21 protein-coding genes, 1 tRNA gene and 2 pseudogenes are annotated in these 25,578 nt (G+C 45.7%); 10 read left to right on the top strand and 14 right to left on the bottom strand.

Annotated features, from left to right (window positions below; genetic code table 11):
• The first annotated feature begins 83 nt into the window (after positions 1 to 83).
• Complete coding sequence (locus ZMOB_RS07125; protein ID WP_014501022.1) at positions 84 to 1,202, top strand: CDP-glycerol glycerophosphotransferase family protein; 1,119 nt, start codon at positions 84 to 86, stop codon at positions 1,200 to 1,202.
• A gap of 24 nt (positions 1,203 to 1,226) precedes the next feature.
• Here the strand turns inward: ZMOB_RS07125 and ZMOB_RS07120 are convergent, their stop codons facing one another.
• The 4 genes from ZMOB_RS07120 to ZMOB_RS07105 all read right to left on the bottom strand — a co-directional run bounded on the left by ZMOB_RS07120 (position 1,227) and on the right by ZMOB_RS07105 (position 4,483).
• Entirely contained in the window at positions 1,227 to 2,246 is a 1,020-nt protein-coding gene (locus tag ZMOB_RS07120; protein ID WP_014501021.1) for a DUF475 domain-containing protein, read from the bottom strand.
• Between the two features lie 197 nt (positions 2,247 to 2,443).
• Positions 2,444 to 2,845 (bottom strand): putative quinol monooxygenase, encoded by a 402-nt coding sequence (locus tag ZMOB_RS07115; RefSeq protein ID WP_011241518.1) that lies wholly within the window; start codon positions 2,843 to 2,845, stop codon positions 2,444 to 2,446.
• 47 nt (positions 2,846 to 2,892) lie between these two features.
• On the bottom strand, positions 2,893 to 3,201 hold the full coding sequence (locus ZMOB_RS07110; protein ID WP_011241519.1) for a putative quinol monooxygenase: 309 nt from the start codon (positions 3,199 to 3,201) through the stop codon (positions 2,893 to 2,895).
• A 151-nt stretch (positions 3,202 to 3,352) separates the two neighbouring features.
• On the bottom strand, positions 3,353 to 4,483 hold the full coding sequence (locus ZMOB_RS07105) for a mechanosensitive ion channel family protein (RefSeq protein WP_011241520.1): 1,131 nt from the start codon (positions 4,481 to 4,483) through the stop codon (positions 3,353 to 3,355).
• Positions 4,484 to 4,664: 181 nt separating this feature from the next.
• Between ZMOB_RS07105 and ZMOB_RS07100 the strand changes: the two genes are divergently transcribed.
• Positions 4,665 to 5,630 (top strand): hypothetical protein, encoded by a 966-nt coding sequence (locus tag ZMOB_RS07100; RefSeq protein ID WP_252507268.1) that lies wholly within the window; start codon positions 4,665 to 4,667, stop codon positions 5,628 to 5,630.
• 72 nt (positions 5,631 to 5,702) lie between these two features.
• Here the strand turns inward: ZMOB_RS07100 and ZMOB_RS07095 are convergent, their stop codons facing one another.
• From ZMOB_RS07095 to ZMOB_RS07075, 4 genes and pseudogenes are all read right to left on the bottom strand, one after another.
• The gene (locus tag ZMOB_RS07095) at positions 5,703 to 5,897 is read right to left on the bottom strand and encodes a hypothetical protein (protein ID WP_306823278.1); all 195 of its coding nucleotides are present in this window, start codon (positions 5,895 to 5,897) and stop codon (positions 5,703 to 5,705) included.
• A gap of 396 nt (positions 5,898 to 6,293) precedes the next feature.
• Entirely contained in the window at positions 6,294 to 7,007 is a 714-nt protein-coding gene (locus ZMOB_RS07090) for a hypothetical protein (protein WP_041573395.1), read from the bottom strand.
• A 61-nt stretch (positions 7,008 to 7,068) separates the two neighbouring features.
• Positions 7,069 to 7,847: pseudogene (locus ZMOB_RS10105) on the bottom strand (IS5 family transposase).
• 62 nt (positions 7,848 to 7,909) lie between these two features.
• Positions 7,910 to 8,989, bottom strand: coding sequence for a hypothetical protein (locus ZMOB_RS07075; RefSeq protein ID WP_252507267.1), 1,080 nt, complete (start codon positions 8,987 to 8,989; stop codon positions 7,910 to 7,912).
• Positions 8,990 to 9,205: 216 nt separating this feature from the next.
• Between ZMOB_RS07075 and ZMOB_RS07070 the strand changes: the two genes are divergently transcribed.
• On the top strand, positions 9,206 to 11,011 hold the full coding sequence (locus ZMOB_RS07070; protein ID WP_014501019.1) for an ABC transporter transmembrane domain-containing protein: 1,806 nt from the start codon (positions 9,206 to 9,208) through the stop codon (positions 11,009 to 11,011).
• A 212-nt stretch (positions 11,012 to 11,223) separates the two neighbouring features.
• Positions 11,224 to 12,588 carry a hypothetical protein gene (locus ZMOB_RS07065; protein WP_252507266.1) on the top strand — a complete coding sequence of 455 codons (1,365 nt, stop codon included), beginning with the start codon at positions 11,224 to 11,226 and terminating at the stop codon, positions 12,586 to 12,588.
• A gap of 80 nt (positions 12,589 to 12,668) precedes the next feature.
• Here ZMOB_RS07065 and ilvD read toward each other — a convergent pair whose 3' ends face one another.
• Positions 12,669 to 14,525, bottom strand: coding sequence for a dihydroxy-acid dehydratase (gene ilvD / locus ZMOB_RS07060; RefSeq protein ID WP_014501017.1), 1,857 nt, complete (start codon positions 14,523 to 14,525; stop codon positions 12,669 to 12,671).
• Positions 14,526 to 14,626: 101 nt separating this feature from the next.
• Between ilvD and ZMOB_RS07055 the strand changes: the two are divergent.
• Positions 14,627 to 15,541, top strand: a pseudogene (locus tag ZMOB_RS07055) (LysR family transcriptional regulator).
• Positions 15,542 to 15,753: 212 nt separating this feature from the next.
• Here ZMOB_RS07055 and ZMOB_RS07050 read toward each other — a convergent pair.
• Positions 15,754 to 15,829 (bottom strand) — tRNA-Ala (locus ZMOB_RS07050).
• Between the two features lie 82 nt (positions 15,830 to 15,911).
• Entirely contained in the window at positions 15,912 to 16,235 is a 324-nt protein-coding gene (locus tag ZMOB_RS07045; RefSeq protein ID WP_011241529.1) for an FYDLN acid domain-containing protein, read from the bottom strand.
• Between the two features lie 280 nt (positions 16,236 to 16,515).
• On the opposite strand from ZMOB_RS07045, the gene aroA reads away from it, so the two are divergent.
• From aroA to rpsA, 3 genes are all read left to right on the top strand, one after another.
• Complete coding sequence (aroA, locus tag ZMOB_RS07040) at positions 16,516 to 17,877, top strand: 3-phosphoshikimate 1-carboxyvinyltransferase (RefSeq protein WP_014501016.1); 1,362 nt, start codon at positions 16,516 to 16,518, stop codon at positions 17,875 to 17,877.
• On the top strand, positions 17,874 to 18,506 hold the full coding sequence (cmk, locus tag ZMOB_RS07035; RefSeq protein ID WP_014501015.1) for a (d)CMP kinase: 633 nt from the start codon (positions 17,874 to 17,876) through the stop codon (positions 18,504 to 18,506). The genes aroA and cmk overlap by 4 nt, the downstream gene beginning before the upstream one ends.
• A gap of 266 nt (positions 18,507 to 18,772) precedes the next feature.
• On the top strand, positions 18,773 to 20,479 hold the full coding sequence (rpsA, locus tag ZMOB_RS07030; protein WP_011241532.1) for a 30S ribosomal protein S1: 1,707 nt from the start codon (positions 18,773 to 18,775) through the stop codon (positions 20,477 to 20,479).
• 126 nt (positions 20,480 to 20,605) lie between these two features.
• Here the strand turns inward: rpsA and ZMOB_RS07025 are convergent, their stop codons facing one another.
• A complete protein-coding gene (locus tag ZMOB_RS07025; RefSeq protein ID WP_014501014.1) occupies positions 20,606 to 21,445 on the bottom strand; it encodes a PhzF family phenazine biosynthesis protein in 840 nt (279 codons plus the stop codon).
• Between the two features lie 276 nt (positions 21,446 to 21,721).
• Between ZMOB_RS07025 and ZMOB_RS07020 the strand changes: the two genes are divergently transcribed.
• Both ZMOB_RS07020 and ZMOB_RS07015 read left to right on the top strand, forming a co-directional pair.
• The gene (locus ZMOB_RS07020) at positions 21,722 to 22,006 is read left to right on the top strand and encodes an integration host factor subunit beta (RefSeq protein ID WP_011241534.1); all 285 of its coding nucleotides are present in this window, start codon (positions 21,722 to 21,724) and stop codon (positions 22,004 to 22,006) included.
• 495 nt (positions 22,007 to 22,501) lie between these two features.
• Positions 22,502 to 23,935, top strand: coding sequence for an amino acid permease (locus ZMOB_RS07015; RefSeq protein WP_011241537.1), 1,434 nt, complete (start codon positions 22,502 to 22,504; stop codon positions 23,933 to 23,935).
• 59 nt (positions 23,936 to 23,994) lie between these two features.
• On the opposite strand, the gene ZMOB_RS07010 is transcribed toward ZMOB_RS07015, so the two are convergent.
• Together ZMOB_RS07010 and ZMOB_RS07005 are read right to left on the bottom strand one after the other, a co-directional pair.
• Positions 23,995 to 24,648 (bottom strand): HAD family hydrolase, encoded by a 654-nt coding sequence (locus ZMOB_RS07010; protein WP_014501013.1) that lies wholly within the window; start codon positions 24,646 to 24,648, stop codon positions 23,995 to 23,997.
• A gap of 226 nt (positions 24,649 to 24,874) precedes the next feature.
• Positions 24,875 to 25,468: a sugar O-acetyltransferase gene (locus tag ZMOB_RS07005; protein WP_014501012.1), complete on the bottom strand. Its 594-nt coding sequence runs from the start codon at positions 25,466 to 25,468 to the stop codon at positions 24,875 to 24,877.
• Between the last annotated feature and the right edge of the window lie 110 nt (positions 25,469 to 25,578).

Genomic DNA, 25,578 nt, shown 5'->3' with positions numbered 1-25,578 from the left:
AAGATCTTCTTGCTTAGGCAATAATTCTATCGTCGATTATCAAATTTCGAGACGAAAGAATTCAAATATAAGACAGATTCAGTGTGAAAATTGCATTCATTTATATTGCTGAACCTTACCAGTGTTATCACACCGCTTCTGTTGCCAGCGAATTGGCGGCAATGCCTGATTGCGATGTCACAGAATATTATAGTTTCCCTGATACAGTAGAGCATTTGACCCGCATCAGGCGAATATTGAATGCGCCCGCCTTGAAATTACGGCCACTGTTTAAATCATGGAAAGCCAAGCTTTTAAAGTTAGCTAAAAGGCTTGATCAAGAGCGCTTGCTTGTCTTGCAAGATAATGTTGAAGAATTAAACCGCTATGATGCCGTTGTTGCGACAGAATATACAGCCGGCATTTTAAAGCAAATGGGGCTTAATCATCCTCGGCTTATTTTATTGATGCATGGGGCAGGTGATCGATACGTGAATGACGAACATCTCGTCAAAGAATTTGATTTAACGCTGATATCTGGTCGAAAAGTTACTCACGATTTCAAACAAAAAGGCTTGATAACCGATCAAACAAGCCGGATTATAGGCTATCCTAAATTTGATGTTTTTGAAGCCATTCGGAAAAAAATGGCTTACCCCTTTCAAAACCAGCGACCTTTTGCGCTTTATAATCCGCATTACAAACGGAATTTAAACTCTTCGCCTGTTTTTATGAAAGCCTTGGTCAAGGTTTTTAATACAGCACATACTTACAATCTGGTTGTTGCCCCTCATATCAAACAATTTCACAAAAATTTTGCGATAAAAAAATACTGGCTTAAAAGACTGCACAGCACCAAAACCTTGGTTGACACAGGGTCTCCGGCAATGCTGGATATGACGTACACCTCTCAGGCTGCGCTTTATATTGGAGATGTCAGTAGCCAAATTTATGAATTTATGGCGATCCCCCGCCCCTGTATTTTTCTCAATCCTCAAAAAATAAAATGGCAGGATAATCCAAATTTTCGTCACTGGACTATGGGGGATGTCATAGAAGACATTGATGCCCTGAAGCCTGCCATCGAACAGGCACAGGCGCGGCATCATCTTTATCGCCCTATTCAGGAAAAACTATTTCAGGAAACTTTCGGCTACCCCCTATTAGGTGGATCACGTCGGGCAGCCGAAGCAATTGTTGATTTTATGACAAAAATTAAATGAAGAAAAATCAACCTTGGAAAGATGTTATTTGGCTAGAGAACGCCGATTTTCGATCATTGAATAGACCAAAGATCCCCCAATCCAAACAAGACCACTCAAGCAGCTGATAATTTCAGGGACTTCGATTCTAACATTAAGGGCGGTGATAAAGGCCAAGGTTACAATGGCATAGAAAGCCCCCGCCTCAAGATAGGGATATTGGGACAGATGACCGCCTTGTACCAAGGCAACCGTCATAGAACGGACAAACATAGCTCCAATACCAAGCCCGATCGCAATCAACACAATATCATTCGTGACAGCAAAGGCTCCGATGACGCCATCAAAAGAGAAAGACGCATCCAAAAATTCAAGATAAATAAAAGTAGCCAATCCCGCCTTGCCTGGGGTTGGTTTTCCCATAAAGCGTTCAAATTGTTCTAGCAGGAAATAGGCAGCCATACCGAATAGAGCAGCGACTGAAAAAGAATAACCGTCTTTTTGATCAAACCAGAAGGCAAAACCGGCCATAATCAGAAAAGTCAGGATATAGCTGATAAAAGGAATAACCCGAAGCGCCATCAACGGTTTTTCGATCCAGCTAATCCATATAGGCGAATGTTCTTCTTTCACAAAAAAGCTTAAGCCGACCAACATCAAAAAGGCGCTACCAAATCCGGCAATACTGGCATGGGCGGCGGTTACAACCTCTTCATAACGTGCATGGTTAAAAAGGGCTATTTTTGTCGCTTCCCAAGGATCGACCCAAGCTGAAAAAGAAACAATGAGCAGCGGGAATAAAATACGCATTCCAAAAACGGCAACAATCATGCCCCAAGTCAAAAAGCATTTTTGCCATTTAGGCGTAAGATTTTTGAGAATAGAAGCATTAACGACGGCATTGTCAAAGCTGAAAGCCGTTTCCAAAATAGCCAAAAGAAAGGCTAAAAAGGCCGCATCCAATCCTGACATAAGATGGTGCCCTTGAGCATAATACCCAAAAATAAAGGCTGTTATTAGCCCTAGAATCGTAACAAGAAAAGATGCCCAAAAATGCTTCAGCATATGTAAAGTCCCCTGCCTAGATAAGGATATGGCCGTCTTTTGAATGGTGCTGTGCATTCTATTGGCAAGATTATGCGTGAAAAAGAAGCGAATTATCGTTCTTTTTAGAGTTTGAAATATAAATAACTGTCACTGTCAAAAAAATTGCCGCTGTTTTTCAACAGCGGCAAAATTTCATTTTCCAAGGATTTTAAAATTTAGAAAATGGTTTTCAGTTTCGTCACTTCAGAAGCGCCGCCCTGAACCTGATTAACCAGGATTTTGTTAAAAGAAACCGTGTGGTCAGAAGTGATATGCTTCTGGAAAGCATCATCGCTGCGATAAACTTCATAGACGACATAGCTGTTGTCGACGGGGTTACGGGTCGGCATGAAAGCAACGTTACCCGGTTCAGCTCTTACCTGTGCGGCGAGACCCTTCAATTCGGTGCCAACCTGCTGAGCATACTGGGGCAACGGGTGCATAACAGCAACGATCGTTACATAGGCTGGATTGTCAGCGATAACGGAAGGACGCGCAGCAGCCGGTGCAGAAACAGCGGAAACAGCACCAACAGCGGCTAAACCTAAAGCGGCATATTTATAAAAAGAACGTAACATTTTAATCCTCATCCTTAATAAAATATTCTGATTTTCTTAGTGGAAAATTATAGAATATCACTCACTTCTAAGACTTGCGATTTACCACCTTTTGCGGCGGTTTCCAGCATCTTGTTAAAGGCTCTTGTATAGTGAGCATTCACATGCTGCAAAAACGCAGTCTCATCCTGATAAATCTCATAGACTATGTAGCTATGACTTTCAGAAAGATTTCGATAGGGCTTAAAAGTGATATTACCCGGCTCGGCTTTCACCTTAAGCGCAAGCTCACCTAATCCCTGTTCGATCTCTTCGTCATGACCCGGTAACGCATTAATTACAGCGACGACCGTTTTATAATCTTTTTTATTTGGCATTGCTGCACCCGTCGTATGATTCCTTTGTCAGGACAACAGGGAAATATTTATCCTGTTGCTGTCTTGATAAACAGATGAAAAGTGAAAAAGTAATCATCCTCATTGATAAATTTTTATAATGAGATGTAATTCAATCGCTTTTCCTAGCAATTTAATCCTTTTTTTCCTCTAATTTTCCTGATTTTTCAGCATTATAGTTATAATTCGTGACCGTTGGATAAGCGAGCTCGATACCTTCCGTTTCAAGCCGTTTCAGGATGTTGATACAGGCCTGAGTCCGAACCGAAAAATAGTCATCAAAAGAGCCGGATTGGACATCACAAACGACTTCAAAATCAAAAGATGAAGCGCCGATTCCAGTCATGCAACTTCTGGCCACCTGACAAAGCGGGATTTTTGCGGTTTCTTCTCGCAAGATAGAAATCAGCTTTTCACATTGGTCAGGCGAAGTGGAACAAACGACCCCAATCTGCAGAGAAAAGCGTCGTCTCGTTTGCTCGCTTAGATTATGCATCTCGACATTGACCAACATATTGTTGGCAACAATGATTTCCTCTCCGGTACCAGCACGGATACGGGTCGTTTTCAAACCGATTTTTTCAACTGTGCCGGTGGTGTCCTTCCAGCTGATCAAATCGCCCTTCATAAAGGGCTGATCAAAGATAATCACCAAAGCCGAAAAAAGGTCATCAAAAATACCTTTGGCAGCAAGACCAATCGCGATACCACCGATACCAAGACCGGCAACCAATCCAGTGACATTCACACCCAGATTATCGAGAACGACAACAGAGGCGATAGCAAAGAGAGCCACCGTCACAAGAAGCCGGATAAGATTAAGCGCGCTATCCAAATTGCGGTTGCTATTATTCGATTGCTCGACCCGATAGCTAATGAGTCCTAAAATGAGCTGACGCGCCCAAGTCGCAAATTGGAAAGTGCTGGCAATGACCCATAAGAACTGGACAACATCCGAAAGGCGCGAGCTATGATCAAAATATGCAGTGACCAATCGAATGGTCAGAATAGCCAAGAAAAAAGCATGAGTCCGACCAATGGCTTCACCGGCAAGAGTCGTCCATTCACTTAAAAAGGCACTGCGCTTCAAAAAATTTTCGGCAAAGCGTCTAAAGGAAAGCAAAGCGAAAAAGAGAACAACCCCTACCCCAATAGCGCAGAGTAGCTGGATATAATGTCCTAAAAACCATTCACTGATTTGATGGTTCAAAGCGGCTATCTCCTGAGGCGAAGTCAGAATAGCGGCATGATTTTGTTCCTGCATTCTTTTTCCTGAAAAAAATTATCCGGTAAAATCAGCTTTCAAGTGAAGGAATATTCACGTTAGAAAATCTTTATCACAGCAGGATAATAGATTTTTTCTTAAATACGCCAGAATGCAATGTTAATTATTTAATCGTTTTTATCCGCTAGACTTATAGAATTGATTTTGTCGGATAAAATCTATGGAGAAAGCTGAAATGGCAGGCTCAACGCCAATGGAAGGAAAAAAGGAAAAACGTCTTATCGTTCTTTCTTCCGCTATGTTTTCTATAGCTGTCATTTTTTTCTGGATGGCTATGCCGCCTGAAATTTTTACCCGACTGACCCATGATACCGCCATTACTTGGCTGACAGGAGAGGACGGCAGTGCGCCTTTATTATCTAGAGCGCGATTGGCCTTTCCCCTTGGTATTGTTTTAGGCGGGATTATCGCCTTCATCATGACATGGCTTTTTGCCTATCACCGTTATCGGGTTACCTTCGATTTAAGAAAAGAAAATCCCGAAGGGCAGTTTTATTCTGAAGATTTATCCGATCAGCCTATTTGGCCAGAAAAGAATAGCCTCGGAAAAGATTGGGAAGAAGAAAGCATCCTCCTAGAGGGGGATGAAATTATCCTCAAATCTTCTGATCGTGCTTTTTTGCAGCAAAAAACCGGATCGACTTTTGAAGAAGAAACACAAAATTCGGTTATTGTCCTCAATGATTATAGCGAAAAAACGGTTTCAGAATCGGATAATGAACCTTCGTCACAACCGCCAGAAGTCTCACCTTCCTTTGACGCTGTCTTAGAAGAAGCGTCTTTTTCTGCGAAACAATCTGTTTTGCCAGCAGATGCTGAATGGGCAGATAATAACGATATTGAACGCTCTCAGGATGCCGCTTCTCAACAAGCCCCTGAGATTCTCTCGCTATCCAACACCGTTGAAAAACAACCCAATTCTTTTGAAAAAAGCGGAGAGGAAACGCTGTTTCTTTCTTCCGAACAGATTTTACAAAAGCCGATACAGGATTCCCCTAATCCTGCATCGGCACCCCCGATTGTAACAATAGAGCTCTCTCAATTAGACCGCGATCAAGCGCTTACCCAAGCCTTGGCTTTAATCAAGGAAATGCGTGAACAGCTCACCTCGGTCAGGAAAATGTAATGCAATATTTTATATCCCTAAATGGATTTAAATTTTTAACATTTTAATCGAAAATTTTTAACCATTTTGAATCTATGCTGAAATATTATGATGATGCGATAAAATAAAAGGCTTTGTTTTTCTTTCACGCCGGATGAAAGCGCCATGCTCTTCCAAATAGGCAAGAACGCGCCCCAAAGTGCGCCGACGAGGTTCTCTTCCGCGCCGCAAATCCAGCACAAAACGGGGATCATTCAAGGCATCACGCCCAAAACGTGTGGGGGTCATACCTGTAGCACTCAGATATTTTTCAATTTTGCCTAACAAGTACATGATTATCACTCCTAGTTTAATTTTACTTTTTTAACTGTTTGTTCCCCTTATGTTCTCAATACTTTCCTACTTGTCCATCAATTTTCGTTGTCTAATTCCACCATTTTGATTTTTTTTGTTTAAAAAACCTAATCAATCCAGATTCGCGGAATCTGGACGAGGGAAGGCTAAAATTTTTGGGAAAATAGGTTCAAAAGAATAATAAATGCTTAATTTTGGATGAAATTTGCCTTTTTTTTATAAAAATTACATTTTATCCTGAAAAATAGCCAAGATAACTTTAGAAAAAGTTAAAAAATGTTAATTGGCAATTTTACGTCCATTACATCCAAAATGGACTATTTTTACATCCTAGCTGACAGCTGCAAGAGAAGAATTATACATCAGACTCGGCAGGGGGGCATTTTTCCGCAGTTGGAATTTTTCGGGCAGGACACGTCCATTTTTCAAAAAAGCGCGTTCAACAGCCGGTATCGCTGATAATTTTGACCAAACGCTACGATAATATTGCGGCCTCACGTCAGGAAAACGCCCGTCCGGTTGTAATAACTTCAAAAGCGTATCGGCTTGCGAAGGGTTATCGAGGGTATGAATAGCCAGATTGATGGCTTCTTGAGATTTTCCGGCACAAAAAAGCGCTTCTATAACTGCCTGTTTATCATCCAGATGGCTCTGCATCATCTCTTGTGCCATTTGATTGGCCTGCTTGCGCTGCCCCAATTTCATCATCGAGCAGACTGCGCTCTGCTGAAAAGAGGCGATATCAGACGGGGTCAGCGATAATCCAAGATTAGAAAGCATCTTTTCAGAAAGGCTGCGGGATTCATAATAACGCCCCGATTGATTGAGCCATTCAGACTTCCGAATATCCGCCGATAAGACGATCTGGTGGCGGCTGGGATCGATTCGGTTCAAGGACTGTAAGCGCGCAATCGACTCCGACACGGCACCACTTCCTCCCAACGCCAAACGGGCATCTGCCGCTGCAATAATCGCTTTAATACTGTCGTCAGAGATATGGGAGGTTATTTTAACAGAATTGCCCAGATCGACGGCATCTTGCAAATGACCGGCAAGAATAAAGGCACGGATTGATTGATGGATAAAGGCAGGATTGTCCGGCTGACTAGGTTATGTTGACAAAGAAAGGTAACCACAATTTTACGGCCGCGAGATGAAGGAAGGCGAGAAAAGATTTTCTGGTTTTGTCATAGCGTGTGGCAATGCGCCTGAACTGCTTTAGCTTATTAAACATCCGCTCAATACGATTACGATCTTTGTAGTGCTGGAGATTATAAGGAATAGGCTTTTTTCGATTGGAACGAGGCGGGATAACAGGAAGAATGCCTCGAAAAAGCAGTTTTTCGCGTAACCTATCGCTATCATATCCTTTATCAGCGAGAAAACAGTGGGGTGTTGTGACAGGGATATCGATCAAGCTATCAGCGCCAGAATAATCAGAGACCTCACCACCGGTTAGTGCGAAAGCTAGAGGGCGGCCTTGACCATCGGAACGGGCGTGGATCTTGCTCGTAAAGCCTCCGCGGCTGCGACCAAAGCCTTCCTTATACGTCCCCCTTTTGCGCCAGCCGCTTGGCTGTGGGCGCGAATAATCGTACTATCTATCATATGTTGCCAGTCATCTGTCAGGCCAAGGTCAACGAGAGTTTCAAGAAGAGCGTCCCACACACCCTGTTCTGCCCACCTACGAAACCGAACATAGACCGAATTCCATTTCCCATAACGTTCATGCATATCTCGCCACGGGCAGCCTGTTCGAAGCACATAAAGCATACCATTGAGAAATAACCGATTACTTTTGGCGGGACGCGCGCAGCGGCCTCGTTCGCTTGGAAGAAGACCCTGTATTATCTCCCACTCCGCGTCCGTCAGATCTCCTCGCATCCTATCTACCCTACAAAACTTGTTCTCAAGTTATCTCTAAAAATCTTAAATTATACCCTTTGTCAACAGAACCTAGCCAAAGCATTAAGCCAAAAACCTGAAAATTGCCGCAAACTATCCTGACTATGATTGCCAAGGCGGCGCTCGATATCTGGCCAAATAGGCTCATAGCGACGAGAAATGGCCATTTCCATGAGTCTCTCAGGATCGGCAATTTCTCTCAAAAGGTCGGCGGCATCTTCATTTTGATGTTTGGCAAGATAAACTGTTACAGCCTGCTGCATCAAAGGATCGCGGATATCAGGGCCTTCGGCAACGCCCCAACTACTACGTGCCAAGCCTAAAACCAGATTTTGCCAAATAGTCGGGTCTTTTTGTGCCTTTGCCTGAATCAGAATCGCTTGCACCATATCGCTATCAAAACGGGCAATTCGTGCAGGGTCTTTATCGGTTAAAACAAGCAACCTTTCAGCCGCTTTGGAAAAATCATTTTGAGAAAGGGCGATCAATATCCCGACACTGATGACAGCGCCATTATCCGGCTCAATGCCTTTGATATTGTCGTAAGCAGAGATGATTTCATCATCATAGCCGAGACTGGCAAGACAAGGGATTCGTAAAAGCTGGATAGAAACGCGGTCATGCCCTTTCAAGGCAGGCAGAAGCGGATCAAGGACAGCCAAAGCATCCGTGTTTTTATTCTGACGATTGAGGTCTGTTGCCTCGGCTATTTTTTTTTGCAGATCAGCTGGAGACAAAACGGCCACCACGGGATCGGAGGCTATTTTTTCAGAGGAAGCCTTTTGAACATTTGAGATTGGGGCTGAGATTGCCGCGTCTTTTGGAAGCTCTGCTACATGCTTATCTTGACGCTGTTCATTCTGTCCCGATACGGATAGCTCCGATACTGGTGAAAAAAATTTCTTATCCTGAATGAAAGAGAGTGAAGCGGCCGATACCGTTTTTTTATCCGTAGCCGTTTTTAGACGGTTGTTAGCAGCTGTCTCAAAAAAAGGATCCAAAACACGCTTTGATAACAATGGCATCCGGCCATGGGCAGAACAAGGCACAGTCAAGGCAGGTAAAAGCGTCAACATCGCCATGACAGGCATATTGCTCAAAATTCTAGGAAAAATCGGCATCAAGGATGCACCTCAAAATCGGAACAGGATATTCATTACAGGTAAAGAAAACGCATTTAAAGCATCACGGGTTCATTCATTTTTTTCTTTTGACCGTAAAAAATGATATCTCGCTTGCAATAAAACATATTTTCAGGCTTTTCAGCGCAAGCCGGTTTTAAAGGGACTCTTCATAAATATCTTTATCGAAGGGGCAAAAGAATCAGGGATAAAATCGTGAAGCAAGCGACAAAAGCAACGCCGAAAAAGAGAAAGACGCTTGGCCAGCTCCGAATGCTTTGGCAATTTGCCAGCCGTTATCCGATATGGATTTTCGGGGCTCTGTTGGCTTTGCTCCTTTCTTCGACAGCAACGATTGCGATACCTGCCGCTTTCAAAATGGTGATTGATCGCGGTTTTGGCGGCGATAGTGGCACCCATGATATCAATCTTTATTTTTGCTATATGCTGGGCATCATTTTTTTACTGGCGCTTGCAACCGCTGCCCGATTTTATTGTGTTTCATGGTTGGGTGAGCGGGTTATTGCCGATATTCGGATGGCTATCAGCCGCCATTTAATGCAAATGCCCCCTGCTTTTTTTGAAGAGAATCGACCTTCTGAAATTGCTTCCCGCTTAACCACTGATACGACTCTGATTGACCAGATTGTCAGTTCTACGGCGTCGGTCGCCCTTCGCAATCTGATTACTGGCCTTGGCGGCACCGCCTATCTTTTTATGCTGGCACCTCATTTAACCGCCATGTTGTTGGGCGGTATTCCGATTGTGGTCTTCCCTATTATTTTTATCGGTCGGCGATTACAGCGATTGTCCCGAAAAAGTCAGGATCGGATAGCTGATCTCAGCAGCCTGATTACCGAAACCTTGGGCGCGATGAAAATTGTTCAGGCTTTTGGTCAGGAAGATCGAGAATCCGACCGTTTTGGTCAGGCTGTTCAACTCACTTTTGAGACAGCAAAAAAACGGATTACGCTGCGGGCTTTCATGACCGCTTTGGTCATTTTGCTGATTTTTACGGCGATTATCCTGATTATGTGGCGTGGTGCGCTAGATGTCGCCGCGGGTTTGGTGTCAGGCGGCACCATTGCTGCTTTTGTTCTGACGGGCGGGGTCGTTGCCGGTGCGTTCGGTGCGTTAAGCGAGGTCTATGGTGATTTACTTAGGGGTGCCGGTGCCGCCAGCCGATTGAATGATCTGCTCGCTGAAAAACCGGCTATTCTTTCTCCCGCTCATCCCAAGGCCTTACCCCACAGCACAGAGGGACGTTTAACTTTTCAGGATGTCTGTTTCCGCTATCCCTCGCGTCCTGATACAGAAGCCTTAAGCCATTTTAGTCTTGAACTGAAAGCCGGCGAACGGCTGGCTGTCGTTGGCTCTTCGGGTGCCGGAAAAACAACATTATTTCAGCTTATCCAACGCTTTTACGATCCGACATCAGGCGTGATTTCTATGGAAGGTGTGGATTTAAAAGAAGCCGATTTAAGCGATATCCGCTCTCATATCGCGGTTGTGCCCCAAGAAACGGTTATTTTTGCCGCCTCTGCCCGCGACAATTTAAGATATGGGCGATGGGATGCCAGCGACGAAGAGCTATGGCAGGCGGCTCGTGCGGCTCATGCCGAAGAATTTTTGAAAGCCCTTCCAGAAGGACTGGATAGCTTTCTTGGTGAAGGCGGCGCACGCCTTTCGGGGGGACAACGGCAACGGATTGCAATTGCCCGCGCTATTCTACGGGATGCTCCGCTGTTACTATTGGATGAGGCCACCTCTGCACTGGACGCAGAATCAGAACAAGCGGTTCAACAGGCTTTAGAAAAACTGATGAAAGGACGTAGTTCGATCATCATTGCCCATCGTCTGGCGACTGTCCGCCATGCGGACAGAATCATCGTTATGGATAAAGGTAAGATTGTTGAGGAAGGCAGCCATGACCAGCTTATCCAAAAAAATGGTCTCTATGCCCGTCTCGCACAGCTCCAATTCAGCGATCAGAAAATAGCAGACTCTAACAATACTCAATAGTATTCTTAGGGAATGTACATAATATAATTGTCATTATTGCCGCAATTTTGACAAATTATCTATTATGTTTATTAGGCAAAGAAAGGTTATTCATTCTTATAGTTTAGAGGCGTGTTTTGCCCATTCTTGATAATTTCTCTTTTTTTCGTCGCCCCCCTTCTTATTTCCTTGTATCTTTTGGAATTTTGATAGGATGGGCTCTTGTTCTACTCTTGATATCAGACAAAATTAGTCTGATATTTACGCATATTCCTTTTGAATATAACGAAGGATGGAATGCGTATTTAAGTGAACGAGCCGTGGGATTGGTACCAGCGCCCCTTTATCCCGATCCACATAACAGCCTTATCTTTAATAATTATCCGCCTCTTTCTTTTTATCTTGTCGGATGGCTTGGTTATGCCATCGGCGATATGGTCTGGGCTGGGCGAATACTAGCTTTGTCAGCTTGGTTTGGCACAGTTATATTAATTTTCAGGCTGATCTTACAGACAGGTGGCAATCGCTTAGGCGCGCATATCGGAAGTTTAATTTTTGCTCTTTATAGCAGCTATTTCTTCCACAGTTACATTGCCATGAATGATCCGCAATGGATGGCACATTTTTTTATGCTGTTGGGATTGTCTGCGATTATACAAAAACAAACTGCTTTGCGTATCACTACAGCTGCTACATTTTTTATTATAGGTGGCCTTATAAAGCATAATCTGTTTGCCCTCCCCTTAGCCGTAACCGGATGGTTATTCATACGTGATAAAAAAATGGCTTTGCTTTGGGTAACACTTGGTCTGGCAGGTATTATTATTTCTACAATAGGCTTTAATGCCCTGTATCATAACCATTTTATGATAGTAGATATACTACATCATAAACGGGTCATCACATTACGCCGTATTAAAAAGGCTTTAGGACGGCTCGCTATTTTTCTACCTTTAATTATTTTTTCGGCGTCTTTTCTGAAAAAAAATATCCACTTGGCCAAAACAAGCCCCAAAGGTCTGTTAGCTATTTTCGCCTCATTATCCTTGTTATTTGGTATTTTTGAATCTTTGGGCGAAGGTGTCTCTTATAACGCTTTTTTTGAAAGCCTGATTGCTTTTAGTCTTATAGTTGGTTTGTTATTTTCTAATCGATGGACTGAAAAGAGGCCTTTTTTATCCTCAGCTGTTGTCGCTTTCCTGCCTGTTCTAGCGACTTCCGCCTTTTGTCTTCCTAATATTATAGGCCATCAGCATCGCCTATATCGAGAAAAGCAGCAGTGGGACGATGTTATTAGTTATGTCAAAGCGATAAAATCACCGGTTATCTGTGACATTTCAGAAATCTGCTATTGGGCAGGGAAAGACTATAAGCTCGATTTTTTCAACTTTTATCAAGCTGTAAAGCGAGGCGCGTCTCTAGACCCACTCAATAAGGCGATCGTTACGCCCGTTCCGAACAGCATGATCAGAATAACACTGGCTAACAAGAATCCGACATATAGCCCCTTGTGGAAGATTATTATGTCTTATCCGCATCGATATAAGCGGATCTCTCCCCATGTCGAAATAATAGAAATAACGGGACAGAAAAAATAATCGAGTAAGGCTTGAAACTTCTTTCAAATTTACAGCGATCTGCCAGCATCTCATAATGCTGGCAGAACAGTCTGATAACTTTAACGCCGTTCGAGCTGATTGACATCCCGAACTGCCCCACGGGCAGCGTTTGTTGTCAAAGCTGCATAGGCTTTCAAAGCCGAAGAAATCGGACGATTACGGTTTTGAGGTTTCCATGCCGCTGCCCCCTTGGCTTCCATGCGGGCATGACGATCGGCAATAACAGCATCATCAACATCCAGATGGATAATCCGTTCAGGAATATCGATAACGATTGTATCACCGGTTTCGAGCAAAGCGATCAAGCCACCCTCGGCCGCTTCAGGAGAAACATGGCCGATGGATAAACCAGAGCTACCACCAGAAAAACGACCATCGGTAATCAGAGCGCAGAGTTTACCCAAACCTTTCGATTTCAGATAGCTGGTCGGATACAGCATTTCCTGCATACCGGGGCCACCTTTGGGACCTTCATAGCGAACGATCACCACTTCACCAGCTTCGACATCATTGCCAAGAATACCGGCAACGGCGGCTTCCTGACTTTCGTAAACCTTGGCTTTACCGGTGAATTTCAGAATGGACTCATCCACACCGGCGGTTTTGACGATACTGCCTTCAGGAGCAAGATTGCCAAATAAGACGGCCAGACCACCATCCGTCGAAAAAGCATGATTTTTGGAACGAATCACACCTTTTTCGCGGTCAGTATCCAGCGCTTCATAACGAGAAGACTGGCTGAAAGCCTTTTGAGTCGGAACACCCCCCGGAGCCGCGCGATAGAATAGCTGCGCTTCTTCAGAACAACTGTCACGGCTGATATCCCATGCGTCCAATGCGGCGCCTAAAGTCGGAGAATGAATGGTGCGCAAGCTGGTATTGATCAATCCGGCACGATCAAGCTGGCCTAAAATGGCCATAACGCCCCCTGCCCGATGAACATCTTCCATATGGACATCATTTTTGGCCGGTGCGACCTTGCATAAGCAAGGGACATGACGGGAAAGACGATCAATATCCGCCATAGTGAAAGGCACGTTGCCTTCCTGCGCGACCGCCAACAGATGCAAAACCGTATTGGTGGAACCACCCATGGCGATATCAAGACTCATCGCATTTTCAAAAGCCTCAAGCGTGGCAATTGAACGCGGTAATACAGCGGCATCATCCTGCTCATAATAGCTGCGCGCCATATCAACAATGGTATGCCCAGCCTTGCGGAAAAGCTGTTCCCGATCGCTATGGGTCGCAAGCATCGAACCATTACCTGGGAAAGAAAGCCCCAAGGCCTCGGTCAGGCAATTCATCGAATTGGCCGTAAACATACCAGAACAGGAGCCGCAGGTAGCGCAAGCCGTCTGCTCGATAACTTCGACTTCACCATCGCTGTAATGGTCATCGGCAGCAATCACCATAGCATCTATCAGATCAAGCGCCCGCTTGACGCCTTTGACCTCAGCTTTACCGGCTTCCATAGGTCCACCAGAGACGAAAACTGTCGGGATATTCAGGCGCATCGAAGCCATCAACATACCAGGCGTAATCTTGTCGCAGTTGGAAATACAGACCAAAGCATCAGCACAATGGGCGTTGACCATATATTCGACGGAATCGGCAATCAATTCCCGAGACGGCAAGGAATAGAGCATCCCGCCATGTCCCATCGCGATACCATCATCAATCGCAATCGTATTGAATTCTTTGGCGATACCACCAGCTTTTTCAATTTCTTCAGCAACAAGCTGTCCCATATCCTTTAAATGGACATGACCGGGGACAAATTGCGTAAAGCTGTTGGCAATAGCGATAATCGGTTTACCAAAATCTTCGTTTTTGACGCCGGTTGCGCGCCATAAACTTCTGGCACCCGCCATATTACGACCATGAGTCGTGGTTCTGGAACGATAGGGAGGCATTATTCTTCCTGTAGAAAATTAGATAGGGCTTCTTTAAAGCCTATCAAAAGCCGAGTAAAATATATTATTCTCTTCTAATAAAGTCGTATAAAATATTAAAAATGGATATTCGTCAGCTCAGACATTTTCTTGCAGTGGCCGAAAATTTGCATTTCGGGAAGGCCGCCGAACAGCTAGGCATCACTCAACCACCGCTTAGTCAATCGATTATGGCCTTAGAAAAAGAACTGGGAACAGCGCTTTTTATCCGAAGCAAACGCCATGTCGCCTTAACCCCTTTTGGCGAGGCATGGCGTGATTATGTCGAAGCCGCCTTAAAAGAGGTGGATGCCCTGCCCCAAATTGCCGAAAGATTAAAAGAAGGCAGCAAAGGCCATCTCGATTTATCTTTTGTCAGCACCGCCGATTTTAATATCTTGCCGATATTGGTCAGGCGTTACCGCGCGCTTTATCCTGATGTCGAATTATCTTTAAGTGAAGCAACAAGCGATCTCCAAATATCGGATTTAACCAAGGGACTCCGCCATGCCGGAATCATCATCCCTCCAAGGAGTAGCGAACTACCGAGCAGCCTTTCTTATAAAAAGCTGGTTTCCGAACCTCTCATTGCGGCCGTGCCTGCCCTTTGGATAAAAGAGCAACGGCTTTCTTTGGTAAACCGAAAATTATCGCCGAATTCGGTCAGACAGGCACCCTTGATTATTTTTCCGCGCCATTTTGCACCCGCCTTTTATGATATTGTGATGGATTATTATCAGGCTTGCGGCGGTTATCCCAATATCGCGCAATAAGCGATTCAGATGCAAACTATCATCAGTCTGGTTGCGGCCTCTATGGGCATTGCAATAGTGCCGCGATCATTACGTCATATGGCGAGAAGAGATGTCCGCTATATCGAATTGCAAAAACCGGCGGCCTTGCTGGAAACAGGGATTGCTTGGCGAAAAGACGACCAAACACCGACTCTGACCCGTTTTTTAGACGTTACCCATGAGATGTTAGACGCGATATCCTGATTCTATAGGATTTGAGGCAGGGTATTTTCATTTTTTCAAATAAAAGGCCGCTTCTCATCATCCTGCAAGAAGAAGCAGGCGCAACTCTAATGCGTCAATTTCTAATTATTAAGGAATCCCTACGGCGGAAAGCGTTATCTGACAGGCAAGTCAGTGGTCAGATCTCAAAAAGGCATAAAAAAACCGCATTAAAAATGCGGTCTCTAAAAAATTGGTGGAGCCGAGGGGGATCGAACCCCTGACCTTCGCAATGCCATTGCGACGCTCTCCCAGCTGAGCTACGGCCCCAATTTTTACGTCTGTTTTTTAACAGGTGCGCGCCCTCTATAAACAATTTGCGCGCCCCTGCAAGTGTTAATTTTAATTTTTTTTAGTTATTTTCATCTTCGTCATCAGAGGTATTGACGCCGATATCTTCATTACCGCCCAAATCATCGACATCATCGTCGGGAGAAACGTCATCGGTATCGTCCAGATCGAGATCTGCTTCCAGATCTGCATCATCCGATTTACCAGCTTCGTCACCCTTTTTCTGATCGTCAAAAGGCAAAGGTTGTTTTGATTTGAGAATCGGTTCGGGAGTCCATTCAGTCCCACATTCGATGCAGGTCACAGGATCTTCCTTACCGAGATCATAGAAACGGGTTCCGCATTTCGGGCAAGTCCGCTTAGTGCCCCATTCAGGCTTGATCATGAACCGTCCTTCCAGAGTTTTCCGATGATTGAAAGTTTTTCACAAAATTTACGTAAAAAATAAACTGAAATGCCAAAGCAAAATAGAGTATGAGGATTTATCCTACCGGATTAAAGCCGTATCAGCCCTTAAAACAAGGTCTTTGACAATAATTCGGACAGATGAATATCGCGCGCCTTGCCATAGCCTAGGCCTCATGTCAAAAGCCAACGCCGGTTTTCTAAGCCGTTTTGTCATTTTTTTCTATATTCGGCTGTTAAAATAGAGATGAGATTAGCTGATGACCCGTCCTGTTCACGCTTGCCCGCTTGTTAGTCGCAAGGCTCCGCCGCTTTCCGGCAAGGTGCATGTCCCTGGTGACAAATCAATTTCCCATCGGGCGTTGATGCTGTCTGCCTTGGCGGTTGGTGAAAGTTTTGTAGAAGGCCTGTTGGAAGGCGAAGACGTTCTGGCAACAGCCGAAGCGATGCGTTCTATGGGCGCGGATATTCGAAAAGATGAAAAAGGATGCTGGCATATTCATGGTGTCGGTGTCGGAAGTCTTTTACAGCCGCAGAAGGCTTTGGATATGGGTAATTCAGGTACCTCTACCCGTTTATTGATGGGAGTTGTCGCTTCCCATCCCATTACGGCGACCTTTATCGGGGATGCTTCTTTATCCAAAAGACCAATGGGACGTATTTCAACCCCGCTTTCTCTGATGGGGGCGCGTTTTTCAGCGGCAGAAGGCAATCGCTTGCCGATGACGGTTACCGGCCTTTATCCGGCGATCCCGATTGAATATCGCCTACCGGTTGCATCTGCACAGGTGAAATCAGCAATATTACTGGCAGGTTTGAATACGCCGGGCATCACCCGCGTTATTGAACCCGTGCCGACTCGTGACCATAGCGAACGGATGTTAAAAGGCTATGGTGCCAATCTTTCGGTCGAAGAAAATGACGGTGTCAGGATTATCTCTATCCATGGCGAAGCCGAGTTAAAACCACAGCATATTATAGTGCCGGGTGACCCCTCCTCAGCGGCTTTTCTGGTCGTAGCGGGACTTATTGTTCCGGGGTCTGATCTGATTGTTGAAAATGTTGGCCTTAACCCGACCCGTTCTGGTCTCTATACCATGTTAAAAGCCATGGGCGGTCAAATCGAATATCTCAATCCACGAGAAGTTGGCGGTGAACCTGTTGCTGATCTTTCGGTTAAATATTCTCATTTAAAGGCTATCGACGTGCCGCCTTCGATTGTGCCGTCGATGATTGATGAATTCCCCATTCTGTTTATCGCCGCTGCCATGGCAGAAGGTAAAAGCACGCTGCAAGGTCTCGCTGAATTACGGGTCAAAGAATCTGACCGTATTGCCGTGATGGCAGAAGGTCTAAAAGCCTTGGGCGTTTCTTTGGAAGAAAAAGAAGACGGCCTGATTATCGAAGGCTCAGCGGGTGAAGGCCTTGGTCAAAAAGGCAAAATGGTATCCATCGCTGCACATCTCGATCATCGGATTGCCATGAGTTTTGCGGTAGCCGGTCTTGTTTCCGAAGGTGGGGTCACGATCGATGATCGCCGTCCGATCATGACCAGTTTTCCGGTCTTTGGTCAGCTATTCAAAGAATTGGGCGCTGAATTCGAAATGGGGCTTGTAAAATGATTATTGCGATAGATGGACCTGCCGCTTCTGGGAAAGGCACCGTTGCCCGCGCTTTGGCACGGCATTATGCCCTTCCCTATCTCGATACCGGTTTGCTTTATCGCGCGGTTGCCGTCTCACTCTTGGATAACCAAGGCGATTCCAGCCGTGAATCTGATGCTCTGTCTGCCTGTGATTTTGCGGACTCGCTGTTGTCTGATTCCCGACTCCGCAGTGAACAAACTGGAAAACTGGCTTCAGAAATCTCTGTCTTTCCAAAAGTCAGGCAGGCTTTAATTAAAAGACAGCGCGATTTTGCGGCTCAAACAGGTGGCGCGGTTCTTGATGGACGGGACATCGGAACGGTCATTGTTCCTGATGCGGATGTCAAACTATTTATCACGGCATCGCCCGAAATTAGGGCAAAAAGACGCTATGACGAATTAGTAAAAAATAATCCGGATTTAACCTATGATATCATTCTGGAAGATATCAAAAGCCGCGATCTTCGGGATAGTAGCCGAAAAGAAGCGCCGCTGAAACAGGCTGAAGATGCGGACTTGCTCGATTCAAGCTTACTCGGTATAGATATGGCCATCGAGCGTGCAGTGGCGCTTGTAGAAAAACAGCTAAAAACGGTGCAGGGCTGATCGAAAAACGGCAATCATTTTTTGCCGGAATCAAGATCGGGGCTGGCCGTGTTTTATGCTGCGGTTATTGGAAAGCGTCAAAGGCTGACCGTTATTTCCGTCGGTTTTTGAACTAGAGTAACCCTGAAATCTGCAATCGTTGCCTTATTAAGGCAAGCTGTATGAACGATGCTATACAAGGTATGAGGCCTGTATAGCGGTTCGGCCAAAAGACCTCCGGATACAACCGGATGGCCGGAAAAATTTCTCAAGGAATATAGAACTGCATGGCCACTATGGCAAATCCTACTCGCGATGATTTTGCAGCATTGCTTAACCAGACGCTTGGTGAAGAAGAAGGCTTTGAAGGACGCGTTGTAAAAGGCACCATCACAGCTATTGAAAATGACATGGCTGTTATTGATGTTGGTCTGAAATCTGAAGGCCGCGTGCCGCTGCGCGAATTCGCAGCCCCCGGTCAGAAAGCCGAATTGAAAGCCGGCGACGAAGTCGAAGTTTTCGTTGACCGCGTTGAAAACAGTCAGGGTGAAGCAATGCTTTCCCGTGACCGCGCTCGTCGTGAAGCGGCATGGGATAAACTGGAAGCTGAATTTGCTAACTCCAGCCGCGTTGAAGGCGTTATCTTCGGACGGGTTAAAGGCGGATTTACCGTTGACCTTTCCGGCGCAGTTGCCTTCTTGCCCGGCAGTCAGGTTGACATCCGTCCGGTACGCGATGTTGCTCCTCTGATGGACATTCCGCAGCCTTTCCAGATTTTAAAGATGGATCGTCGTCGTGGGAATATCGTGGTATCCCGCCGTGCCGTTCTGGAAGAAACCCGCGCAGAACAGCGTTCCGGTCTGATCCAGTCCTTGGCTGAAGGTCAGGTTATCACCGGTGTTGTCAAAAACATCACCGACTACGGTGCCTTTGTTGATCTCGGCGGCATTGATGGTCTGTTGCATGTAACCGACCTCAGCTATCGTCGCGTTGGTCATCCGAGCGAAATGATCGCTATCGGTGACAGCGTCACGGTTCAGATCATCCGCATCAACCGCGATACACAGCGTATTTCGCTGGGCATGAAGCAGCTTGAAACCGATCCGTGGGAAGGCGTTGGTGCCAAATATCCGGTCGGTGCCAAATTCATGGGTCGCGTCACGAATATCACCGAATATGGTGCTTTCGTTGAACTTGAACCCGGCATCGAAGGTCTGGTTCACGTTTCCGAAATGTCATGGACGAAGAAAAACGTTCATCCGGGCAAAATCGTTTCCACCAGTCAGGAAGTCGAAGTTGTCATTTTGGAAGTCGATGCTGAAAAACGTCGTATCTCCCTTGGTCTGAAACAGGCTCAGCCGAATCCGTGGGAAAGCTTCGCCGAAGCTCATCCGGTTGGCTCCACCGTTGAAGGCGAAGTCAAGAACTCCACCGAATTCGGTCTGTTCATCGGTCTCGACAATGATGTTGATGGTATGGTTCACATGTCCGACATCGCTTGGGGTATGTCCGGTGAAGAAGCTTTGAGCCTCCACCACAAAGGTGAAGTTGTTAAAGCTGTCGTTCTTGATGTTGATCCTGAAAAAGAACGCATCTCGCTTGGTATGAAGCAGCTGGAACGTGGTAACGTCCCCGCCGCCAACGCAGGTAGCTCTTTACAGCGCAATCAGGTTGTCACCGTTACCGTTCTTGCTGTCACCGATGGTGGTTTGGAAGTTCAGGCTGGTGATGATGGTGCCATCGGCTTCATCCGTCGCAGCGACTTGGGTCGTGATCGTGACGAACAGCGTCCGGATCGCTTCCAGGCTGGTCAGAAGCTCGATGCTATGGTGATCGGTTTCGATCGTCAGAAGAAGCCGAACTTCTCCATCAAAGCAATGCAGGTTGCAGAAGAAAAAGAAGCAGTTGCTCAGTATGGTTCGTCAGATTCTGGCGCTTCCTTGGGTGACATTCTTGGTGCAGCCCTCAACAAGGCTCGCGATCAGCAGAACTAGTTTCTACTGAAACGAATAAGAAAAAGGCATGGGCTGGAAACAGCGCATGCCTTTTTTTATGGCGATGGAAAAAAGACAGAAAAATAACAGATTTTACAGGTTAAAATTGTCTCTTATCCTACGGGATTAAAGCCGTAACTTACCGACTATATTCGATGTCGTGGCACCACCGATCCAAATGCTATCCCCAATCTGATCGACATAGATCCGGCCATCCCGTCCCAAAAGACTGCCTTGGCTCACAATATAGTTTTTCGGGGCTAAACCGCTTCCAATCAGCCATTGTGCCATACTGGCGTTTAGACTGCCGCAGACGGGATCTTCGTTAACGCCTAATCCCATAGCAAAAGCCCGCACTTCAAATTCTGCGTCTGTTCCGTCTTTCTCGCTATCCCATGCGCCAATCACCCCGAAACGGAGATCAGGCATAGAGGCATAATCAGGTTCCAAAGCCAAAACTTCTTCACGGGATTTCAGCATAATCCCTGCCCATCCGGGGCCATTATCCACCCAAGCCGATGCTTGAATAGAAGAAAGCGGAATCCGTAACCCTGCGGCTATTTTTTCCAACAGATCTTTATCCAAATCGCCAGAACGGATTAAAGGCGGTGCGGCAAAAGCTAAACGGTCATTTTCATGACGAATAGGCACCAGTCCAGCCTGACATTCCTGAATAATAATAGACTTTTTCGGACGACCACCAGCCTGTAGCCAAGCATGACAGCTCCCTAAAGTAGGATGTCCAGCAAAGGGCAATTCGGCGCGCGGGGTAAAAATCCGTAATCGGTAATCCGCATCAGGAGAGGTTGGCTTTAATAAAAAAGTCGTCTCGCTCAAATTCATCCATCTTGCAAAGCTTTGCATCTCTTCAGTGGATAAATGATCGGCAGAAGCCACAACCGCGACCGGATTTCCCTTAAATTTACCAGAGGTAAAAACATCAACTTGCTGGAAATCATATTCCATAGTGAGCCATCCTAATAACCCTATTTTTATAGTGATATTCGACAGAGTATAGCCGGAGGTCGCAAGATGAGAAACAATGTTATTTAATACATTTTATAGGATGACTTTAAAGCCCAAGGAAGCACAGCTTTTTCACCTGTTATTATTGACTCTATCTTTTCGGTGACTTTATTTAACAAAGAATATATTTTATTATCTTTGATAAGAAGATTCTGTCCGATAAAAATTGTCTCACTCGGGATAATAAGACCGGACTGGTCAGGAAAAGGAAATGCGATGATTCGTTCCGAACTGATCCAAACATTAGCCAATGATAATCCTGAACTTTCATCAGAAGAAATAGAGCATATTATAGATGTTTTCTTTGACGGGATTACCCATCATTTGGCCAAAGGTGGTCGGGTAGAGATTCGGGGTTTTGGTGCCTTTTCCACCCGTTTTCGGGACGCCCGTCTGGGCAGGAATCCCAGAACCGGCGAAAAAGTCGAGGTCGAAGCCAAACGTGTCCCCTATTTCAAACCGGGAAAAGAGATACGAGAACATCTTAATATTGAAATTTAGCTTGCATTTTACCCCCAAGCCCCGCTATGCGGATTCGGCATAATGTTGCGGGCGTGGCGGAATGGTAGACGCTACGGACTTAAAATTTTGAGTGCCCCTTCGGAAACGAAAGGTGCAGAACTGCTCAAATTCGGGGAAAGCTGTAAAATGCCGATCCCGAGCCAAGCCTGATTTTTTCAGGAAGGTGTAGAGACTAGACGGGCAGCACCTACCCCCTTTTTCAAAGGGCAGGGTGAAGGGATAGTCCAGACCCCAAACACTGCATAAGCAGTGGCGGTGAAAGCCGTGGCAGGTAAGAAAATCCGTTGGGCATTTGCCCGTGAGGGTTCGAGTCCCTCCGCCCGCACCATGATGCGTTCAATGAAATGAAGTGATTTATTTTAGAAATATCGGGTATCAAGATTTCTAAAACAGCCTGACAGGCTATGCCCCTGTAATAGGGCTTCCCTTGACCCCTCCCCCCTTTTTACGGCAAAAGGCCAAAAAGGGGACTGCATGTTAAAAAAATATTTTGGCTCTCGTAAAAAATTTCGTTCACTTTCTTCACAACAGTCTCACCCTCATAAAAAAGACCAAGCGCTTTCCCGTAATTTGTCATGGCCGCATCTTATTGCCTTAGGTGTCGGCGCGATTGTCGGGACAGGTATCTATACATTGGTAGGTGTCGGCGCTGATCGGGCGGGACCTGCTGTTGTTATTGCCTTTATTATTGCCGGCCTTATCTGTGCTACGGCTGCCCTTGGCTATGCCGAGTTATCCACATTGATACCGGAAGCCGGTGGCGCTTACACTTATGCCTATATGGCGATTGGCCGCCATATGGCATGGATTGTCGGATGGAGCCTCATCCTTGAATATTCACTGGCAAGCTCGACCGTCGCCGTTGGATGGTCGGCCTATCTTGTCGGATGGCTTCATTCTTTTGGTATCAATTTACCCGCGGCATTATTGGCGGGTCCTCATGATGGCGGGATTATCAATTTACCGGCGGTTATCGTGGCCTTGTCTATCGCCCTATTGTTGACCGCAGGTGCCAAGGAAAGCGCGACTCTGACTTTGGCGCTGGTTATTTTAAAATTATCCGCCTTGGTCTTATTTGTCGTTTTGACAATGCCCGCTTTCCATTTTGAATATTACCATCCTTTCATGCCTTACGGTTTTGTCAGCCATATTTCGCCGGATGGAAAAGTCAGAGGCGTTATGGCGGCCGCGGCTATTCTGTTTTTTGCCTTTTATGGATTTGATACTGTCGCCACAGCGGCAGAAGAAACCAAAAATCCCAAGCGGGATTTGACCATCGGTATTATCGGTTCGATGACTATTTCGGTTCTGATCTATATTGGTGTAGCGGCCTGCTTATTGGGGGCGGCACCCTTTAGCGAATTTATCAAAAGTGGCGAACCGCTGGCCCTTATTCTTAGAAATTTACATCATGAGACGGCAGCAAAATGGATTGCGGCGGCTGCGCTTGTTGCCTTGCCTTCGGTTATTATGGCGATGATTTACGGACAAAGCCGCGTCTTTTTTGTCATGGCGCGAGATCATCTGTTGCCGCCTTTTTTGGCAAAAGTAAACAAGCATGGCACCCCCAGTCAGGTGACCCTGTTTACCGGTATTGTCATTGCTTTAATTGCCGGTTTTTTCCGATTGGATGAATTGGCAGAATTAGCCAACGCTGGCACTTTGGTGGCCTTTATCGCTGTCGGTCTCTCTTTGATTATTCTGCGCGTTCGAGAAGGGGAAAGGACGCGGCGTTTTTCTTGTCCATTTCCTTTTGTGATAGGCAGCGTCACCGTTATCGGTTGCCTTTATTTATTCACCAGTCTGCCACTTCATACGACGATCCGCTTCTTGTTATGGAATGCGATCGGCCTTGTTTTTTACGGCAGCTATAATCTGTATAAGCGCAAAAAACAGAAATCTTTGTAACCACTGTTCCTGCTTATAGAGTGGAAATATTCCATTCTATAAGCAAAACAGGAATTTCTTTAGGCTTTAGCCTTCTGTTCCAGAAAGTCAGTAACTGATTTAAAATCAGGGCAAGTTACCTCAATCGGCACGCCTTCAATGGGCGTTCCATATCCATAAGAGGTAAAAATAAACGGAATACCAAGCGCCGCCGAGGCTTCCTGATCGGTTTCACCATCGCCGATAAACCAGCAATTCTGACTATTGCCCTTCATTTCTTCCAAGGCGACATTCAACAAAGCAGGGTTAGGCTTTCGAGGTAGGTCAGGTCTGGCACCGACCAGCGCGACCATATATTTATCAAAGCCAAGATCGCTCATGATTTTTTCGACCAGATTTTGCGGCTTATTAGAACAGACCGCCATTTTCATACCCAAGGCATAAAGCCGTTCGATACCTTCCCGCACCCCGGGGAACAAGCTGTCATCATGGGTATCGCGACCAGCACAAAGCCGCCGATATTCAGCCACATCAACCAAAGGATCGACACAATCATCGCCGAACAAACCGGCAATCATCGCCTCGCCCCCTAAAGTAACGAGCGGACGCGTTTCTTCTGGCTTGATAACCCGACGACTACCGCGTTCTTGCAGCATTTCATTCAAGACATCAGAAGAAACATAAACGGTATCGACTAACGTCCCGTCCAAATCGAATAATAAATCAAAAGTCATAAGCTCTTCCCAACCCAACACTATTCTATCTTTGGCGATAACACGGACTCAAATGGCAAGCGCGAGATCCCTGACGGATAAGCGAAAGTTTCAAATCAAAAAGCTCTATCGCCCAAAGTAACTATTTATCCTGTTTCCTATTTATGAAGCTGGTCAGAACAGAATGACAGCAAAAAATCCTGTAAGCGGCATAAGCCCATCAGACAGAGAAAAAGCGCAAAAGGAATTAAGAGCCTTTAAAACCCACACGGTCGGCATCAGTAATAGGCCGTATCACCCGACAAGGCACCCCTGCCGCAATCACATTGGCCGGAATATCTTTTGTGACGACGCTTCCCGAACCGATGATACTGTTATCACCGATTGTCACACCCTGATTGATGTTAACGCCACCGCCGACCCACACAGAATGACCAATTGTCACGGCTTTGGCATAACAAGCTCCGGCCTTCCGCTCATCGGGGTTGATCGCATGATTCGAGGTATAAATACCGACACGAGGGCCAAATAGAACATTATCCCCGATGGTGACTTCGCCCCCGTCTAAAATAATGCAGTCAAAATTGGCGTAGAAATTGTCGCCGATGCTAATATTGAAACCAAATTCACAACGGAAGCGCGGCTCAAAATAGGCATTTTTGCCTATTTTCTTCAATAATTGCCGCAGATAGCTTTCTCTTTTTGCCGGAGCTTCACCAAAGCTATCATTATAAAGATTGGAAAGCCGAACCGCCTCTTCTCTTGCCTTTATCAATTCAGGGGTGAGATCATTATAATAAGCGCCGCTTAGGATATGTTGGCGTTGCTGCGCGATATCCATATTCATTTGTCCTTCTTTTTTCAGATTATCTTAAAATAAAAAATAACGGCGTTGCCTTATTTAACATTTCCCAAATGTAACAAAACCTTTTTGCAACAAAGGTGAAACAA

Origin of the sequence: Zymomonas mobilis subsp. mobilis ATCC 10988 (genome assembly GCF_000175255.2) — a bacterium.
Lineage (GTDB): Bacteria > Pseudomonadota > Alphaproteobacteria > Sphingomonadales > Sphingomonadaceae > Zymomonas > Zymomonas mobilis.
This window is presented reverse-complemented; position numbering and strand designations above follow the sequence as displayed.